The sequence below is a fragment of the Mycobacterium sp. 3-98 genome, assembly GCF_035918355.1.
In the GTDB taxonomy this organism is placed as follows: domain Bacteria; phylum Actinomycetota; class Actinomycetes; order Mycobacteriales; family Mycobacteriaceae; genus Mycobacterium; species Mycobacterium intracellulare.
The window spans coordinates 2,162,449-2,179,195 of record NZ_CP142360.1; the positions used below are offsets into that span (position 1 = coordinate 2,162,449).

Below are 16,747 nucleotides of genomic sequence, written 5' to 3' on the forward strand. Positions count from 1 at the left end.
GGTCATTGGGTGATCTTATCCATCGGGCGGGCAGGCCGCCGACGTTTCATAGAGGGTACTTTGATTTTCTCGGGGCGCGGCTTATATTCGTACCCGAGGGAGGGCAGCTCACATGGCAGGGTTCGATGGCTAAGCCGCCGTTGTCGATGAAGCCGACCGGTTGGTTCCAGGTCGCCTGGTCCGACGAGATCGGCGTCGGCGACGTGCACAAGATGAAGTACTTCGACTCCGAGATGGTCGCCTGGCGCGCGGAATCGGGCCAACTCACCGTGATGAACGCCTACTGCGAGCACCTCGGGGCGCACCTGGGGTACGGCGGCACCGTCGTCGGCGAGGTGCTGCAGTGCCCGTTCCACGGCTGGCAGTGGAGCACCGACGGGCGCAACGTCTGCATCCCGTACCAGGACCGCCCCAACCGCGGCCGGCGCATGCGCACCTACCCGGTGGTCGAACGCAACGCGTCGGTCTACATCTGGCACGACGTCGAGCGCCGCGAACCGTACTTCGAGCCGCCGGATGTGTTCGCCGCCTTCGACGACGGCAGCAGCGCCGACGATTACTACCCGCAGCAGCGGCTGTACCGCGAAACCCTGGAAATGCACCCGCAGTACGTGCTGGAAAACGGGGTGGACTTCGCGCACTTCAAGTTCGTGCACAAGACCCCGATCGTGCCGGTGTTCACCCGCCACGACTTCGCCGAGCCGGTGTCGTACGTCGATTTCACCATCACCTTCGAGGGCGACGACGCCCAGTTGATCGAGGACGTCAACAGCGGCGTGCAGGCCATCAACGGCGGCCTGGGCATCGCGGTGACCAAGAGCTGGGGGATGATCGACAACCGCACCATCTCCGCGATCACCCCGGTGGACGAGCGCACCTCCGACGTCCGGTTCATGGTCTACATCGGCCGCGCGCCGGGCGGCGATTCGGAACGCGCCGAGCGCAAGGCGGCCGAATTCGGCCAGGAAGTGATCCGCCAGTTCACCCAGGACATCGAAATCTGGCAGCACCAACGGTATTCGGATCCACCCGCACTGGCCCCCGACGAGTACGAGGGATTCACGGCAATTCGCCAGTGGGCCAAGCAGTTCTATCCCGAGGCGTTCGTATCGCAGGAAGGCTTAGCGCAATGAGTACAGCACCGATCCGCGTCTTTCAGGTCGGAAGCGGCAACGTCGGCTCGGAGATGATCAGGCGGATCGCGACCCAGCCCGATCTCGAACTCATTGGCGTGCATGCCTATTCGCCGGAGAAGGTCGGCACGGACACCGGGGAGTTCGCCGGCGTGGGCACCAACGGGGTGAAGTTCACCGGCACCATCGAGGAGATCATCGCCGCCAAGCCGGACGTGCTGACCTTCCACGGCGTGTTCCCCGACGAGGACCTCTACTTACACGTGCTCGAGGCGGGCATCGATATCGTCACCACCGCGGACTGGATCACCGGCTGGCATCGCGACACCAATCACCCGCATCCGTCGGGCAAACCGGTGAGCAAGCTGCTGGCCGAGGCCTGTGAGAAGGGCGGTGCCACGTTCTACGGCACCGGAATGAACCCGGGGCTCAATCAGATTCTGGGCGTGGTGTGTTCGGCCGACGTCGCCGACATCGAGAACATCACCACCATCGAGTCCGTCGACGTGTCGTGCCACCACTCCAAGGACACCTGGATCGAGGTGGGCTACGGCCAGCCGGTCGACGATCCCGACATCCCGTCGAAGCTCGAGAAGTACACCCGCGTCTTCGCCGACAGCGTGTACATGATGGCCGACTGCTTCGACCTGACACTCGACGAGGTCAGGTTCAGCTACGAGCTGGGCGCCTGCACCAAGGACGTCGACCTGGGCTGGTACACGCTGCCCAAGGGCTCGCTGGGCGGCAACTACATCAAGTACCAGGGCATGGTCGACGGCGTGCCGCGGGTCGAGACGCACCTGGAATGGCAGATGACCCCGCACACCGACCCCAGCTGGAACATCAAGGGCTGCTACATCACCCAGATCAAGGGTGATCCGTGCATTTACAACAAGCACATGATCTTTCCCAAGCCCGGCGTGGACCTGTCCAACCCGGACAGCTTCGCCTCGATCGGCATGACCGTGACCGGCATGCCCGCCCTCGCCGCGATCAAGTCGGTGATCGCGGCGCCGCCGGGGCTGATCACCAGCGCCGACCTGCCGCTGCGCGGCTTCGCCGGGCGGTTCAAAAAGTAGGCGAGGCGTCGCACCGCCGCCAGCCACGCGTTTCTCGTGGCAGCGCCGCGGGTAACCACCCGTGGTGCGCGCGGGATTTGTAGGTGCGGCAGCCGCGGCCGCGGCGGTCATTGCCACATGCTCGTGTCCCTCCGGTTCGGCCGACCCCGCGTCCGAGAGCCCACCGTTCCCGACCGGTCAGATGGGCGTGCCCGTGCATGCGCGGGCGGCCGGCGGCGCGACCGCCGACATCACTATCGACAGTGCAACGTGGTTACCGCCGGGGTGCGCCTCGCATTTTGCGAGTCCGACGCCTGGCTCCGCATGCAACGTCGTGGAAATGACGATCACCGCGACGTCTCACTACTTCTTCCAGTTCGACCAGCGCTATATGTTCGCCGGATACGGCGGCGGCAACGACGCCCCCCAGCCGGCGACGATGGCGGTCGACTACCAGAGACTGAACAAGATGCCCCCGCTGGAATCGGGTGGCCTTCACGACGGGCAGACCGCACATGGATTCGTCGGTTTCGCTATGCCGACGGGAGGCGAGCTGTACATCACGATCAACGATCCCTCGCAACCCGCTCCCTACACCGAAGCGGCCTGGATCGTCCACACCTGATCGGCGCGAGAAACCCACGTTCGAGCTGTCATTGAGATAACCCCTCGACGCACGCCGCGGCGCAGAAGGGACTCGGTCTAGGGTGAAGGCCATGCGAGTGGGAGTGCTGGGAGCCAAGGGAAAAGTCGGATCGACGATGGTGGCCGCCGTGCAGGCCGCCGAGGATCTGACGCTGTCCGCCGAGGTGGATGCCGGTGACCCGCTGAGCCTGCTGACCGACGGCGGCACCGAGGCGGTCATCGACTTCACCCACCCCGACGTGGTGATGGGCAACCTGGAGTTCCTCATCGGCAACGGGATTCACGCCGTCGTCGGCACCACCGGCTTCACCGCCGAGCGTCTTGAGCAGGTGCGGGCCTGGCTCGCCGAGAACCCGCAAACCTCGGTGCTGATCGCGCCGAACTTCGCCATCGGGGCGGTGCTGTCGATGCACTTCGCCAGGCAGGCGGCGCCCTTCTTCGACTCGGCCGAGGTGATCGAGCTGCATCACCCGCACAAGGCCGACGCACCGTCGGGCACCGCCACGCGCACCGCCAAACTGATCGCCGAGTCACGAAAAGGCTTGCCGCCCAACCCCGACGCCACCAGCACCAGCCTGCCGGGCGCGCGGGGCGCCGACGTGGACGGCATCCCGGTGCACTCGGTGCGCCTGGCCGGGCTGGTCGCGCACCAGGAGATCCTGTTCGGCACCGAGGGGGAGACGCTGAGCATCCGCCACGACAGCCTCGACCGGACCTCGTTCGTGCCGGGCGTGCTGCTGGCGGTGCGGCGCATCACCGAACACCCCGGACTGACGGTGGGCCTGGAGCCCCTGCTCAACCTGCAATGACCAAAGCGCTGCGCACCCAACTGCTCGTCGCCTTCATGTGCGTCGCGCTGTTGGTGTACTTCGCGCTGCTGGGACGGGTGGCCGTCGCCATGATCGCCTCCGGGCGGGCCGCCGCCGTCGGTCTCGGGCTGGCGGTGTTGGTCATGCCCGTCATCGGCCTGTGGGCGATGGTCGCGACCCTGCGCGCGGGGTTCGCGCATCAGCGGCTCGCGCGCCTGATCGCCGCCGACGGAATGGAACTGGACACCAGCGACCTGCCGCGCCGGCCGTCGGGCCGCATCCAGCGCGACGCGGCCGACGCGCTGTTCGCCACGGTGCGCACCGAAGTGGAAGACCACCCCGACGACTGGCGGCGCTGGTACCGGCTGGCCCGCGCCTACGACTACGCCGGGGATCGACGCCGCGCCCGCGAAGCCATGAAGACGGCCGTGAACCTGCAGGGCGACCATGAGTAAGACGCTGCTGATCGTGCACCACACGCCGTCGCCGCACACGCACGAGATGTTCGAGGCGGTCGTCTCCGGCGCGACCGACCCCGAGATCGAGGGTGTGGAGGTGCTGCGCCGCCCGGCGTTGACGGTGTCGCCGGCCGAGATGCTGGCCGCCGACGGCTACCTGCTGGGCACCCCGGCCAATCTCGGCTACATCTCGGGCGCCCTCAAGCACGCGTTCGACTGCTCCTACTACCAGCTGCTCGACTCCACCCGCGGGCGACCATTCGGGCTGTACCTGCACGGCAACGAGGGCACCGAGGGCGCCGAGCGCGCGGTCGACACCATCACGACCGGGCTGGGTTGGTCCAAAGCCGCTGAGACGGTGGTGGTTTCGGGCAAGCCCGGCAAGGAGCAGCTGCAGGCGTGCTGGGAACTCGGGGCGACGGTCGCCGCCCAGTTGATGGATTACGCGTAGGTCGGCTTGAACGCGTCGGCCGGTTGGGCCAGGGCCAGCGCCGAGCTGGTGCCGAGCGGGCCGTGCCGGTCGAACAGGGTGGCCGCCCCGGTGGCGACCCCGGCCGTGCCGTAGTGACTCTGGGCGGCCAACCCCAGGAATTCGCCGTCGGGCAACCGGCTAGCGGTGACGGTGTAGTCGGCGTTGATGTAGCGCAATCCGCCGGTGCCCCAATGGGTGAGCGAACTCGTGATGTCACCGACGAACGCCAGCCGGGTGAACGGGGTCAGCGGGTGGCCCTGCACCATCGGCCGAAAGATCCTGGCCCACGCGAACTTCTGCGAGTCGGACTGCTCCCACTCGCCGGCGGCGATGCCCGGGCTGCCGTCGCGGGTGGCCCCATACCCCCAGATGAGGAACGGCATGGCCTCCGGGAAGCCGTCGGAGGATGTCGGCAGCGGCGGCATCTCGACCGGGAAGGACCACACCCGGCCGTCCGGATGATCGCCGCGACGGAGGAACAGCGCACTGGCCCGCGCGACGACCGTGCCGTTTTGTACCAGCTCGCCGTCGACCAGCTTGATGCGCCGACCCTCCCGCAGGACCGATGTCCGGATCTGCACCGGCGACATCAGCGCCGGGCGCAACAGGTCGACCGTGAACCGGGCGGGCTGCAGGTCCGGATCGACGCCGGATTGCTCTATGCCCCAACCCAACAGGCCGCCCACGATCTGGCCGCCCATGGCCGCGCCCCACGGCCCTTGCGTCATCGCGCCCGGAACATAGGAGTCGCCGTCTACAGTGAAAAACGCCTCGGGCATGATGGCGGAATCGTTCGTCACCGCTATCACGATAGGACACCGGATAGTAAGGACCGGGTATGCCTCCAGTGATCGAAATCGCGCGCGACCACAATCCGTTCCCGACGGTCGGCGTGTCCCGCGGCCGCGACGGCGTCCCGCGCTACGACGAGCTGCCCGCCACCCTGCTGGACATGCTCGCCGAACACGTCGACACCCGTCCGGGCAGCGAGGCGCTGGTCGAGCTGGGCGGCGGCCGGCTGACGTACCGACAACTCTGGGACCGCGCCGCGCGGGTGGCCGGTGGGCTGCGCGCGGAAGGCATCAAGCGGGGCGACCGGGTCGCGGTGCGGTACCCCGCGGGGATGGACTGGGTGCTCGCGTTCTGGGGCGTCGTGATGGCCGGCGGCATTGCGGTGGCGGTCAATACGCGCTCCGCTCAACCGGAGGTCGACTTCGTCCTGTCCGACTCGGGCGCGGGGCTCGATCTGGCGCCGGATTCCCCGCTGCCCGAAGGGCCGCCGTACGTCAGCGAGCAACTCGGCCGCACCGACGTGGCCGCCCTGTTCTACACGTCGGGCACCACCGGCCACCCCAAAGGGGTGCCCACCACCCACGAGGCGTTCCTGACCAACACCGAGAACGCGATCCGGTGTCTGCAACAACCGCGAGACCTGGGCGAGGGAATGCGGACGCTGATCTCGGTTCCCCTGTTCCACGTGACGGGTTGCAATTCACAACTTTTGGCCGCCGCACGGCTCGGGGGAGCGTCGGTGATCATGCCCACCCTGAACCTCGACGCGTTGATCGCCGCGCTGGGCGCCGAGCGCGTGTCGGTGCTGGTGACGGTGCCGGCGATCTACTCACTGTTGTTGCGGCACAAGGGGTTTGCCGGGACCGACGTCTCGGGGATCCGGTGGGTGGGATACGGCGGGGCCCCCATCGCCCCGTCGCTGGTGCGGACGGTGAAGAACGCGTTCGGCCACGCCACCGTGTTCAACGGCTACGGCATGACCGAGACGGCATCGCTGATGACGGTGCTGCCCGACGGCGAGGCCGTCGAACACGCCGACTCGGTCGGGTACGCGGTCCCGTCGGTGGACCTCGGGCTGATCCCGTTGGGGGACGAGCCCGGCGTGGGTGAGCTGGTGACCCGCGGCGCCAACGTCACCGCCGGCTACTGGAACCGGCCCGAAGCCACGGCGACGACCTTTGCCGACGGCTGGCTGCACACCGGCGACGTGGTGCGGGTCGACGACGCGGGCAGGGTGCACCTCATCGACCGGCTCAAGGACATCATCAACCGCGGGGGCGAGAACGTCTCCAGCGTCGAGGTCGAGGCCGTGCTGCTGGGGGCGCCCCACGTCGCGGACGCCTGCGTGCTCGGGGTCGCCGACGACGTCATGGGGGAGAAGGTGGGGGCCGTGTTGTTCGGCGGTGACGACGACATCGACGTGCCGGCCGTGCTGGAGCACTGCCGCGGCCGGCTCGCCGATTTCAAAGTGCCGCAATACGTCACGGTGGTCGATACCGCGCTGCCGCGCAACGCCGGCGGCAAGCTGCTCAAGGCCAGGCTCCGCGAACAGGTGCGGTGGGGGGAGCCGCTGCGATGAGCGCGAGCCTGTTGGTCGCCAACCGCGGCGAGATCGCACTGCGGATCATCCGCACCGCAACCGAACTGGGCATGCGGACCATCGCGGTGTACGCCGGCGACGACGCGCAGAGCCCGCACGTGCACGCGGCCGACGAGGCGATCGGGTTGCCCGGCAGCGGCCCGCGGGCCTACCTGGACCAGTCCGCCGTGCTGGCGGTGGCGAAGAGCTCCGGCGCGGACCTCATCCACCCCGGATACGGATTCCTCAGCGAGAACGCCGAATTCGCCGACGCGTGCGCGGCCGGCGGCCTCACGTTCGTCGGTCCCGACCCCGGGGTGCTCGGGTTGCTCGGCCACAAGACCGCGGCCCGCGGCGCCGCGCTGGCCGCCGGGGTGCCGGTGCTTCCCGCGACCGACGGGGCGAGCAGCGTCGGGGACGTCAAGGCGTTCTTCGCGGCGCAGCAGGGCGGCATCATGCTCAAGGCCCTCGCCGGCGGCGGCGGACGGGGAATGCGCAAGGTGCACCGCGCCGATCAGATCGACGACGCCTACCAGCGCTGTGCGGCCGAGGCGCAGCTGGGTTTCGGCGAACCGGCGCTGTACGCCGAGGCGCTCCTCGACGACGCCCGCCACATCGAGGTGCAGGTCGTCGCCGCGCCGGCCGGCCACCAGACGCACGCGTTGGCGGTCGGGGATCGCGACTGCAGCATCCAGCGCCGCTACCAGAAGCTGGTCGAAATAGCCCCCGCCCAAGGGCTTTCGGATGAGCTGCGCCGGGCGCTGCATCAGGCGGCGGTGCGGCTGTGCGCGCGCGTGGGCCTGCGCGGGCTGGCCACGGTCGAATTCCTGGTCACCGGCGAGGATTTCGTCTTCCTCGAAGTCAACCCGCGAATCCAGGTGGAGCACACCGTCACCGAGGAAACCACCGGACTCGACCTGGTGGCCGTCCAGCTGGCGATCGCCGGCGGCGCGTCCTTCTACGGGCTGGGGTTGCCGGCCGGCATCGCGTCCGACGGGCTCGAAGTCATCGGCGAGCCGGCCGCCCAGCGCGGCATCGCGATTCAGCTCAGGGTCAACGCGGAGACGTTCGGGCCCGACTTCTCCGTGCTGGCGTCGGCGGGCACGCTCACGGCGTTCACCCCGCCCAGCGGGCCAGGCGTGCGGGTCGACACCTATGGCCGGCCCGGGCTGGTCGTGAGCCCCCAGTACGACTCGCTGCTGGCCAAGGTCATCGTCCATGTGCGGGGGACGTCGTGGCCGGCGGCGCTACGCAAAGCCGGCACCGCCCTGTCCGAGTTCGGCATCGAGGGCATCCACACAAACATCGGATTCCTCCGCGAGCTGCTGCGCGCGGACCGCGTCGAATCCGGTTGGGTGAGCACCGATTTCGTCGACGAGAAACTTCCCGAGCTGGCCCGCGCCGCGCAATCACACGAGCAAGAACCGCCGCCGGCGGAGGTCGAGCTCTATCCCGACGAGGACGCGCTGCGCGCGCAGCTGGCCGGCACCGTGGTCGAGGTGGCGCCCGAGGGGGCGCAGTACGCCGCCGGAAGCCAACTGGTCGTCCTGGAGGCGATGAAGATGCAGCACGTGCTCGTCGCGCCGGACGCGCTGCGGACCGTCCGGACTCTGGTGACGCCCGGGCAGGTCGTCGGCACCGGCGAGCCGCTGCTGATCTTCACCCGCACGGACGCGGGGGACGGCGGAGAATCCGCGAGGGCCGCAACCGATCTCGACCGGCCTCGCGCCGACCTCGACGAGGTGACGCGGCGCCACGCGCTCACCCTGGACGAGGGCCGTGCGGCGGCCGTCGCCAAGCGGCACCAGCAAGGCCGCCGCACCGCGCGGGAGAACATCGCCGATCTGGTCGATCCCGGCAGCTTCGTCGAATACGGCGCGTTGGCCATCGCGGCGCAGCGCAGCCGCCGTTCCGAAGAGGACCTGATCGCCAACACCCCGGCCGACGGCCTGGTCGCCGGCCTGGCGACCATCGGCGCGGAGCGGTTCGGGCGGGCCGCCGCCGAGGCCGTCGTGGTGTCCTACGACTACACCGTGCTGGCCGGCACGCAGGGCATGCGCAACCACGCCAAAACCGATCGCGCCTTCGACCTGGCCGCGCGCAAGCGACTGCCCGTGGTGCTGTTCGCCGAGGGCGGCGGGGGCCGTCCGGGCGACACCGACGTCGGCGGCGCTGCCGGGCTGGACGTGCCGACCTTCCGGATGCTGGCCGGGCTGCGCGGCGAGGTGCCGCTGGTGTCGATCGTGTCCGGCCGATGCTTTGCCGGCAACGCCGCCCTGGCCGGGGTCTGCGACGTGATCATCGCCACGCCGGACGCCAACATCGGGATGGGCGGGCCGGCGATGATCGAGGGCGGCGGGCTGGGCGTGTACCCGCCGGAGGCGATCGGGCCGATCGGTGTGCAGCGCCGCAACGGCGTGGTCGGCCTGGTCGCCCGGGACGAGGCGCACGCCGTGGCGCTGGCCAAGCAGTACCTGTCCTACTTTCAGGGCAGCCTGGGTGAGTGGGAAGCGCCCGACCCCCGGCTGGCCCGGCATGTGGTGCCTCAGAACCGGTTACGCGCCTACGACGTGCACCGGGCGATCGAGGCGATCGTCGACGTCGGATCGGTCCTTCAGCTGCGGGCAGACTACGGCGTGGGCATCGTCACCGCGCTGGTGCGCGTCGAAGGGGTGCCGTACGGGCTGATCGCCAACAGCACCCACCACCTGGGCGGCGCGATCGATGCCGAGACGGCCGACAAGGCGGGCGACTTCCTGGCCCTGTGCGAATCGTTTGGGCTGCCGGTGATTTCGCTGTGCGATACCCCCGGCTTCATGGTGGGTCCTGACGCGGAGACCCAGGCGGCGGTGCGCCGCTTCGGCCGCATGTTCGTACTCGGCGCGCGGCTGACGGTGCCGCTGGGCATGATCATCTTGCGCAAGGCATACGGGCTCGGCGCGATGGCGATGGCCGCCGGCTCCTTCCGAGCGCCCCAGTTCACCATCGCCTGGCCGACCGGCGAGATCGGCGGCATGGGATTGGAAGGCGCTGTGCGCCTTGGCTACAGCAAGGAGCTGGCCGCGGTCTACGATCCCGCCGAACGGCAGAGTCTCTTCGATCGCCTCGTGGCTGCCGCCTACGAGCACGGCAAAGCGTTGCGGGCGGCCACCACGTTCGAGCTGGACGACGTGATAGACCCGTCAGCCTCCCGGGCCTGGATCACCAGGCTCTCGGGAGGCTGACCGGGTTTGAGCGACTATCCGTGACCGGAGCCGCAGCCGACGCCGGGCAGGCAGCCGGTGCCGCCGGGCACTCCGCCGGGCCCGGCGAACTGGCCGCCGGAGCCGCAGCCCACACCCGGGACGCAGCCCTGACCACCGGGTCCGCCGCCGGGACCGTTGAACTGGCCTCCCGAGCCGCAGTTTCCGTTGGCGTCGCAGCCGCCGCCGCCCGGGTCCTGCTTGAACGTGATGTGGGTCGGCGCGGGTCCGGCGACGGAAACGTCAGCGACGGCCGCGGGCGCTGCGGCGATAGCCGCTGCGACAGCCCCGGCGACGACCAGCGGTTTCATGAGTGTCAATTTCGATAGCATGCGCCTGGCATACCACCTCAACACATGTCCAAAACATCGCGAATAAGATTCGGTGGCAAACGACGGAAGGCCAACGACATGACCTCACAAGATCTGACCGGCCGTACCGCAATCATCACCGGCGCGTCACGCGGAATTGGCCTGTCGATCGCTCAACAGCTCGCGGCAGCGGGCGCCAACGTGGTGCTGACCGCGCGCAAGCAGGAGGCGGCCGACGAGGCCGCCGCGCAGGTCGGCGAGCGGGCCGTCGGCGTCGGGGCGCACGCGGTCGACGAGGAGGCCGCCCGGCGCTGCGTGGACATGACCCTCGAGCGCTTCGGCACCCTCGACATCCTGGTCAACAACGCCGGGACCAACCCCGCGTACGGCGCGCTGATCGACCAGGATCATGCCCGTTTCACCAAGATCTTCGACGTCAACCTGTGGGCTCCGCTGCTGTGGACCTCGCTCGCCGTCAAGTCGTGGATGGGTGAGCACGGCGGATCGATCGTCAACACGGCCTCCATCGGCGGCATGCACCAGTCGCCGGCGATGGGCATGTACAACGCCACCAAGGCGGCGCTGATCCACGTCACCAAGCAACTGGCGCTGGAACTTTCGCCGCGCGTGCGGGTCAACGCGATCTGCCCCGGGGTGGTGCGCACCCGGCTGGCCGAGGCGCTGTGGAAGGACCACGAGGATCCGCTGGCGTCGTCGATCGCGCTCGGGCGCATCGGCGAACCGATCGACGTGGCCGCGGCGGTCGCCTTCCTGGTTTCCGACGCGGCGAGCTGGATCACCGGCGAAACCATGGTCATCGACGGCGGTCTGCTGCTGGGCGCCGCGCAGGGATTCCGCTCCGCCCCCGGCGGCGGTCAATGAACGCCTTCGACGCGGCCGAGCTGGACGCGCGGGTGCAGGCACTGCTCGACGAGCATGATCCGAAGGACGGCGACGCGCGGGAATTCCTTGGCGCGCAATACGATGCGGGACTGGCCTGGGTGCACCTGCCGCGGGGCTTCGGCGGGCTGGATCTGCCGCGCACCGCTCAGGAGCGCGTCGACGCCCGGCTGGCCGCCGCCGGGGCGCCGGTGGGCGGCACCCCCAAGAACTACATCGGCATGGGCATGGCCGCGCCGACCATCGCGGAGTTCGGCACCGACGAACAGAAGCGAAAGTTCTTGCGCCCGTTGTTCACCGGTGAGCAGATCTACTGCCAGCTGTTCAGCGAGCCGGGTGCCGGATCCGACCTCGCCGGGGTGTCGACCCGCGCGGTCCGCGACGGCGACGAGTGGATTGTCAACGGGCAGAAGGTGTGGACGTCGCAGGCGCAGCACGCGCACATGGCCATCCTGGTCGCCCGCACCGATCCGGCCGTGCCCAAACACGCCGGCCTGACCTACTTTCTCTGCGACATGACGCAGCCCGGCGTCGAGATCCGGCCGCTGCGCCAGATCACCGGCGAGGCCGAGTTCAATGAGGTCTTCCTCACCGACGTCCGGGTGCCCGACGCGAACCGGCTGGGCCCGGAGGGTGGGGGCTGGCGGGTCGCGACCACCACGCTGAACAACGAACGGGTCGCCATCGGTTCCCGCGCCGGCGCGCCGCGCGAGGGCGGCCACATCGGCAAGGTCGCCGACGCCTGGCGCGCCGAGCCGGCCCTGCGCGACCCCGCCATGCACGATCAGCTGATGCGGTTGTGGGTGGAGGCGGAGGTCTTCCGGCTCGCCGGTGAACGGCTGCGGCAGCAGGCCGCCACCGGTCAGCCGGGGCCCGAGGGGGCCGGCATGAAGGTGGCGTTCGCCAAGCTGGCGCAAGCGATTTCGGGCTTCGAGATCGAGCTGCACGGCGAATCCGGCCTGTATTACGACGACTGGACCATGCGCCGGCCCGAGACGGTCGACCTGGTCGGCCGCGGGCCCGGCTACCGCTACCTGCGGGCGCGCGGCAACTCGATCGAGGGCGGCACGTCGGAAATCCTGCGCAACACCATCTCCGAGCGGATCCTCGGCCTGCCGGGTGAACACCGCGTCGACAAGGACGCCGCGTGGAAGGACCTGCCCCGATGAGCCCCCTTGCCGTGCTGACCAGGGACCTGCTCTATTCGGACACCGAAGAGGCGCTGCGGGCCGGCGTCCGTCAGCTCTTCGCCGAGCGTTGCCCGCCCGAATCGGTGGCCGGCGTGTATGACGCCCAACCCCAAGACTTCTCGGGCGTGTGGCGGACGCTGGCCACCGAATTGGGCGTGGCCGGCCTGCTCGTTCCCGAGTCGCTCGGCGGGGCCGGCGCAAGCGCCCGCGAGGCTGCGGTGGTCATGGAGGAGATCGGCCGGGCCGTTGCGCCGGTGCCGTTCTTGTCCAGCGCGGTCCTCGCCACGGTGGCACTGCTGCGCGCCGGGGACACGCGGACCGTCTCGGCGCTGGCCCAGGGCGAGCTGACGGCGGCGTTGGTGGTGCCGCTGACCACCGCGCCGGGCGACCCGGTCGCCGGGGTCAGCGGCGGACCCCGCGGACTCAGCGGATCGGTCACCGCCGTGGCCGGCGCCGGCGAGGCCGACGTGCTGGTGGTGCCCGTCACCGGTCCGGACGGGCTCGAGCTGCACACCGTCGACCGCGCCGCGGCGGGCGTGCAGGTGTCGCCGCTGCTCGCGCTGGACATGACCAGACCCCTTGCCGCCGTGACGTTTTCGGGCGCGCCCTCCTCGAAGGTCGGCGCGGGCGACGGGCCGGTGGCCGATGCTGTCCTCACCGGGGCGGCTTTGCTCGCGTCCGAGCAACTCGGAGTCGCCCAATGGTGTTTCGACACCACGCTGGACTACGCCCGGCAGCGCCGGCAGTTCGGCCGCACGATCGGCTCCTACCAGGCGATCAAGCACCGGCTGGCCGACCTGTGGTTCGACGTCGGCGCCGCCGCGGCCGCGGCCCGCTACGCGGCCGACACCTGCGCCCGGGCCGACGACGACGCGGCCGCGGCGGCCGCCATCGCCCAGGCCTACTGCAGCGATATCGCCGTGCACGCCGCCGAGGAATGCATCCAGCTGCACGGCGGCATCGGGATGACCTGGGAGTATCCCGCGCACCTCTACCTCAAGCGGGCCAAGAGCGACCAGCTGGCGTTCGGCACCGGCTACCGCCACCGCGCCCGGCTGGCCGAGTTGGTGAACCTGCCGCCGACCTGACGGCCCCGCGCGACCGTCAGCGCGGGAACGCCGCGGCGAACACCTCCGTCATCGCGTGCCAGTGCCGCTCGGCGGCCGCGGGGTCATACGGCGCGTTGTCCGGGACGGCGAATCCGTGGCCCGCCGAATACCACTCGATGGTGTGCTCGACGCCGGCCGCCGTCAGCGCCTTGTCGAGCTGTTCGGCGTGATCGGCGGTGAACGACGCGTCGTTCTGGGCGCCGCCCACGTACACCGTCGCGCTCATCCGGTCGGCCAGCAGGTGCGGGCTGTCGTCGGTGTCGGTCACCAGGCCGCCCCCGTGGAACGACGCCGCCGCGGCCACCCGGTCGGGCACCCGGCCGGCGACGATCAGCGACGTCCGCCCGCCCATGCAATAGCCGCACACGCCGAAGCGCTCGCCGGACACCTCGGGGCGCGCCGCCAGGTAGTCGAAGAACGCGGTGGCGTCGGCGGCCATCCGGTCCGGGGTGACGCTGCCGATCATCGAAAACAGGCGCCCCCGTTCTGACTGGTCGTTGAAGACGGTCGCCATGTCGAACGGCGCCCAGTCGGCGGTGCGGTAGTAGACGTCCGGGAGCAGCACGGCATAGCCGAATCCGGCCAGCTTGGCGGCCATCTCCTCGAACGTGCCCCGCACGCCGCCGGCGTCGGGATACATGACCACACCGGGCCACGGGACTTGGGATTCCGGACCGTCGGGCGTGAACAGGTGCACCGGGCAGGTGCCATCGGGGGTGGTGACGACGTCGGTGATATTCGGCATGGCACCCGTTCTACTCCGCTTGCCTAGACGCCCAAACATCGGCGTCGACCCGCCGCGCCCGGCTTCGCCGCGCTTGCGATCGCCGCTAAGCTGACCGCGTGCCAATCCCGACGCCCTACGAGGACCTGCTCCGACTGGTGCTCGACGAGGGAACGGCCAAATCCGACCGCACCGGCACCGGGACCCGAAGCCTGTTCGGCCGGCAGCTGCGCTATGACCTGTCGGCCGGTTTCCCGCTGCTCACCACCAAAAAGGTGCACCTCAAGTCGGTGGTGTATGAGTTGCTGTGGTTCCTGCGCGGCGATTCCAACGTCGCCTGGCTGCACGAGCACGGGGTCACCATCTGGGACGAATGGGCAAGTGACACAGGCGATCTCGGGCCGATCTACGGCGTACAGTGGCGGTCCTGGCCGACGCCGACGGGTGAGCACGTCGACCAGATCAGCGCCGCCCTGGATTTGCTGCGCACCGACCCCAACTCGCGGCGCATCATCGTGTCCGCCTGGAACGTCGGCGAGATCCCCCAGATGGCGCTGCCGCCGTGTCACGCCTTCTTCCAGTTCTACGTGGCCGACGGCCGGCTGAGCTGCCAGCTTTACCAGCGCAGCGCCGACCTGTTCCTCGGCGTGCCGTTCAATATCGCCAGCTACGCGCTGCTGACGCACATGATGGCCGCCCAGTCCGGCCTGTCGGTCGGCGAGTTCGTGTGGACGGGCGGGGACTGCCACATCTACGACAACCACGTCGAGCAGGTGCGGCTGCAACTGAGCCGCGAGCCGCGGCCCTACCCGGAACTCGTTCTGGGCGAACGTGATTCGATTTTCGACTACACCTACGACGACGTCGTCGTGCGCAACTACGATCCGCACCCGGCCATCAAAGCCCCCGTCGCGGTATGACACGCTCTGCCGCCCGCGCCCGCGACGATGCAGAGCGAAGCGATGAGGAGCGGCGCTCTACCACAGTGGGCCTGGTGTGGGCCCAGTCGACCTCCGGCGTCATCGGGCGCGGTGGCGGCATCCCCTGGAACGTGCCGGAAGACCTCGCCCGGTTCAAAGAGGTGACGATCGGGCACACCGTGGTGATGGGCCGGCGGACCTGGGACTCGTTGCCGGCCAAGGTGCGGCCGCTGCCCGGCCGGCGCAACGTCGTGCTGTCCCGCGAGGACGGCTTCGCCGCCGACGGGGCGCAGGTGGTCGGCTCGCTGGACGCGGCCTTCGCCGGGGCCGAGGGGGAGCCCGCGGTCTGGGTGATCGGCGGCGGGCAGGTGTATCTGGCCGCGTTGCCGTACGCCACCCGGTGCGAGGTCACCGAGATCGAGCTCGACCTGCGCCGCGACGACGACGACGCGCTGGCGCCCGCCCTGGACGACACCTGGGTGGGCGAGACGGGGGAGTGGCAGGCCAGCCGGTCCGGGCTGCGGTATCGCTTCCACAGCTACCGTCGCTGAGCCTGCGCAGCCGCTCGCGCCCGGCCCCGACCTGACATACTCGGACTCGGGGTCGGTCGCAGGGTCTACCAGGAGTTTGGTGAGAAGGGGGAATTGGCAGTGATAACCGAACCCGTGAAGACGTTCTCGCGAAAGTTCATGGGCTACGACGCGTCCGCCGTCGATGCCCACATCGAAATGTTGACCACCAAGCAGCAGCTGCTGCTTGACGATGTCGAAAGCCTGCGGGCCCGGCTGCAGGAATCCGGCGAGCAAACCGCCGCGCTGCGCAAGGAGGTCGCCGCCCTCACCGACACGTCACCCTCGCCGCACGCAATGCAGAAGCGGATGGCGAAAATGCTGCAGCGCGCGGTCGACGAGGTCGCCGAGATGCAGGCCGAGGCGCGCGCCGAGGCGGACGCGCTGATCGCGGCGGCCGAGGCCGAGGCCGAAGCCGCCGAACGCAAGCGCGACGAGGTGCTCGCCGACATGGCCGCCCAGCAAAAGGCGCTGGAAGCCGAGTACGAACAGACCAAGGAGAAGCTCGACGCCGAACTGGCCGAGATGCGCGCCGAAACCCAGGCGGCGATCGACGAGGCGCGGCGAAACGCCGAGCTGGAGTGCGAGCGGCTCCTCGGTGACGCCAAGCAGGGGGCCGATCACTACCGTGACAAGGCACGGCGCGCGGTCGATGAGGCGACCGCGCAGCGGATCGAGATCCTCGAGCAGCTGATGGGCGTCTACCGCGACCTCGACGGCGTTCCGGCCGCACTCGAGGCGGCCTACCAAGAACAGAAGAACCCGTCCGAGGACGGCGCCCTGGCTCCGGTGGACGGCAAGGTCCGCGCGAGCTGAGCTCGCGCCAGCCCGCGCCG

At 69.6% G+C, this 16,747-nt stretch carries 17 protein-coding genes; 14 read left to right on the top strand and 3 right to left on the bottom strand.

Annotation, left to right across the window (positions count from 1 at the left end):
* Window positions 1-125: 125 nt before the first annotated feature.
* From QGN30_RS10635 to QGN30_RS10660, 6 genes are all read left to right on the top strand, one after another.
* On the top strand, window positions 126-1,133 hold the full coding sequence (locus QGN30_RS10635; RefSeq protein ID WP_029384238.1) for a Rieske 2Fe-2S domain-containing protein: 1,008 nt from the start codon (window positions 126-128) through the stop codon (window positions 1,131-1,133).
* Window positions 1,130-2,212, top strand: a complete 1,083-nt coding sequence (locus QGN30_RS10640) for an NAD(P)H-dependent amine dehydrogenase family protein (RefSeq protein ID WP_009952951.1) — start codon at window positions 1,130-1,132, stop codon at window positions 2,210-2,212. The genes QGN30_RS10635 and QGN30_RS10640 overlap by 4 nt, the downstream gene beginning before the upstream one ends.
* Window positions 2,213-2,276: 64 nt before the next feature.
* Window positions 2,277-2,816 carry a hypothetical protein gene (locus tag QGN30_RS10645; protein WP_026071287.1) on the top strand — a complete coding sequence of 180 codons (540 nt, stop codon included), beginning with the start codon at window positions 2,277-2,279 and terminating at the stop codon, window positions 2,814-2,816.
* A gap of 91 nt (window positions 2,817-2,907) precedes the next feature.
* Window positions 2,908-3,645 (top strand): 4-hydroxy-tetrahydrodipicolinate reductase, encoded by a 738-nt coding sequence (dapB, locus tag QGN30_RS10650; RefSeq protein WP_009952955.1) that lies wholly within the window; start codon window positions 2,908-2,910, stop codon window positions 3,643-3,645.
* Window positions 3,642-4,100 (top strand): hypothetical protein, encoded by a 459-nt coding sequence (locus QGN30_RS10655; RefSeq protein ID WP_009952956.1) that lies wholly within the window; start codon window positions 3,642-3,644, stop codon window positions 4,098-4,100. The genes dapB and QGN30_RS10655 overlap by 4 nt, the downstream gene beginning before the upstream one ends.
* Window positions 4,093-4,554, top strand: coding sequence for a flavodoxin family protein (locus QGN30_RS10660; RefSeq protein ID WP_008258632.1), 462 nt, complete (start codon window positions 4,093-4,095; stop codon window positions 4,552-4,554). Before QGN30_RS10655 ends, QGN30_RS10660 begins: the two co-directional genes overlap by 8 nt.
* Here the strand turns inward: QGN30_RS10660 and QGN30_RS10665 are convergent.
* A complete protein-coding gene (locus QGN30_RS10665; protein WP_036455232.1) occupies window positions 4,545-5,354 on the bottom strand; it encodes a thioesterase family protein in 810 nt (269 codons plus the stop codon). The genes QGN30_RS10660 and QGN30_RS10665 overlap by 10 nt on opposite strands.
* Before the next feature lie 59 nt (window positions 5,355-5,413).
* On the opposite strand from QGN30_RS10665, the gene QGN30_RS10670 reads away from it, so the two are divergent.
* Together QGN30_RS10670 and QGN30_RS10675 are read left to right on the top strand one after the other, a co-directional pair.
* The gene (locus tag QGN30_RS10670; protein ID WP_196233675.1) at window positions 5,414-6,946 is read left to right on the top strand and encodes a class I adenylate-forming enzyme family protein; all 1,533 of its coding nucleotides are present in this window, start codon (window positions 5,414-5,416) and stop codon (window positions 6,944-6,946) included.
* Window positions 6,943-10,170 (top strand): acetyl-CoA carboxylase family protein, encoded by a 3,228-nt coding sequence (locus tag QGN30_RS10675; RefSeq protein ID WP_136245669.1) that lies wholly within the window; start codon window positions 6,943-6,945, stop codon window positions 10,168-10,170. The genes QGN30_RS10670 and QGN30_RS10675 overlap by 4 nt, the downstream gene beginning before the upstream one ends.
* A gap of 14 nt (window positions 10,171-10,184) precedes the next feature.
* On the opposite strand, the gene QGN30_RS10680 is transcribed toward QGN30_RS10675, so the two are convergent.
* Entirely contained in the window at window positions 10,185-10,499 is a 315-nt protein-coding gene (locus tag QGN30_RS10680) for a hypothetical protein (protein WP_014380630.1), read from the bottom strand.
* A gap of 99 nt (window positions 10,500-10,598) precedes the next feature.
* On the opposite strand from QGN30_RS10680, the gene QGN30_RS10685 reads away from it, so the two are divergent.
* The 3 genes from QGN30_RS10685 to QGN30_RS10695 are packed head-to-tail and all read left to right on the top strand — an operon-like array spanning window position 10,599 to window position 13,677.
* Complete coding sequence (locus QGN30_RS10685; protein ID WP_008258626.1) at window positions 10,599-11,381, top strand: SDR family oxidoreductase; 783 nt, start codon at window positions 10,599-10,601, stop codon at window positions 11,379-11,381.
* Complete coding sequence (locus QGN30_RS10690; RefSeq protein ID WP_014380628.1) at window positions 11,378-12,568, top strand: acyl-CoA dehydrogenase family protein; 1,191 nt, start codon at window positions 11,378-11,380, stop codon at window positions 12,566-12,568. Before QGN30_RS10685 ends, QGN30_RS10690 begins: the two co-directional genes overlap by 4 nt.
* Before the next feature lie 11 nt (window positions 12,569-12,579).
* A complete protein-coding gene (locus tag QGN30_RS10695; protein ID WP_136245680.1) occupies window positions 12,580-13,677 on the top strand; it encodes an acyl-CoA dehydrogenase family protein in 1,098 nt (365 codons plus the stop codon).
* A gap of 16 nt (window positions 13,678-13,693) precedes the next feature.
* Here the strand turns inward: QGN30_RS10695 and QGN30_RS10700 are convergent, their stop codons facing one another.
* Window positions 13,694-14,443, bottom strand: a complete 750-nt coding sequence (locus QGN30_RS10700) for a dienelactone hydrolase family protein (protein ID WP_014380626.1) — start codon at window positions 14,441-14,443, stop codon at window positions 13,694-13,696.
* A gap of 98 nt (window positions 14,444-14,541) precedes the next feature.
* On the opposite strand from QGN30_RS10700, the gene QGN30_RS10705 reads away from it, so the two are divergent.
* From QGN30_RS10705 to QGN30_RS10715, 3 genes are all read left to right on the top strand, one after another.
* Window positions 14,542-15,342, top strand: coding sequence for a thymidylate synthase (locus QGN30_RS10705; protein WP_014380625.1), 801 nt, complete (start codon window positions 14,542-14,544; stop codon window positions 15,340-15,342).
* 65 nt (window positions 15,343-15,407) lie between these two features.
* Window positions 15,408-15,893, top strand: a complete 486-nt coding sequence (locus QGN30_RS10710; protein ID WP_009955235.1) for a dihydrofolate reductase — start codon at window positions 15,408-15,410, stop codon at window positions 15,891-15,893.
* 99 nt (window positions 15,894-15,992) lie between these two features.
* Window positions 15,993-16,727: a cell division protein DivIVA gene (locus QGN30_RS10715; RefSeq protein ID WP_009955236.1), complete on the top strand. Its 735-nt coding sequence runs from the start codon at window positions 15,993-15,995 to the stop codon at window positions 16,725-16,727.
* Window positions 16,728-16,747: the final 20 nt, after the last annotated feature.

Coding starts and splice junctions, on each gene's coding strand:
- QGN30_RS10665 (WP_036455232.1), bottom strand. CDS start 5,354: ATGCCCGAGGCGTTTTTCACTGTAGACGGCGACTCCTATGTTCCGGGC.
- QGN30_RS10700 (WP_014380626.1), bottom strand. CDS start 14,443: ATGCCGAATATCACCGACGTCGTCACCACCCCCGATGGCACCTGCCCG.
- QGN30_RS10690 (WP_014380628.1), top strand. CDS start 11,378: ATGAACGCCTTCGACGCGGCCGAGCTGGACGCGCGGGTGCAGGCACTG.
- QGN30_RS10680 (WP_014380630.1), bottom strand. CDS start 10,499: ATGAAACCGCTGGTCGTCGCCGGGGCTGTCGCAGCGGCTATCGCCGCA.
- QGN30_RS10685 (WP_008258626.1), top strand. CDS start 10,599: ATGACCTCACAAGATCTGACCGGCCGTACCGCAATCATCACCGGCGCG.
- dapB (WP_009952955.1), top strand. CDS start 2,908: ATGCGAGTGGGAGTGCTGGGAGCCAAGGGAAAAGTCGGATCGACGATG.
- QGN30_RS10675 (WP_136245669.1), top strand. CDS start 6,943: ATGAGCGCGAGCCTGTTGGTCGCCAACCGCGGCGAGATCGCACTGCGG.
- QGN30_RS10635 (WP_029384238.1), top strand. CDS start 126: ATGGCTAAGCCGCCGTTGTCGATGAAGCCGACCGGTTGGTTCCAGGTC.
- QGN30_RS10660 (WP_008258632.1), top strand. CDS start 4,093: ATGAGTAAGACGCTGCTGATCGTGCACCACACGCCGTCGCCGCACACG.
- QGN30_RS10640 (WP_009952951.1), top strand. CDS start 1,130: ATGAGTACAGCACCGATCCGCGTCTTTCAGGTCGGAAGCGGCAACGTC.
- QGN30_RS10670 (WP_196233675.1), top strand. CDS start 5,414: ATGCCTCCAGTGATCGAAATCGCGCGCGACCACAATCCGTTCCCGACG.
- QGN30_RS10655 (WP_009952956.1), top strand. CDS start 3,642: ATGACCAAAGCGCTGCGCACCCAACTGCTCGTCGCCTTCATGTGCGTC.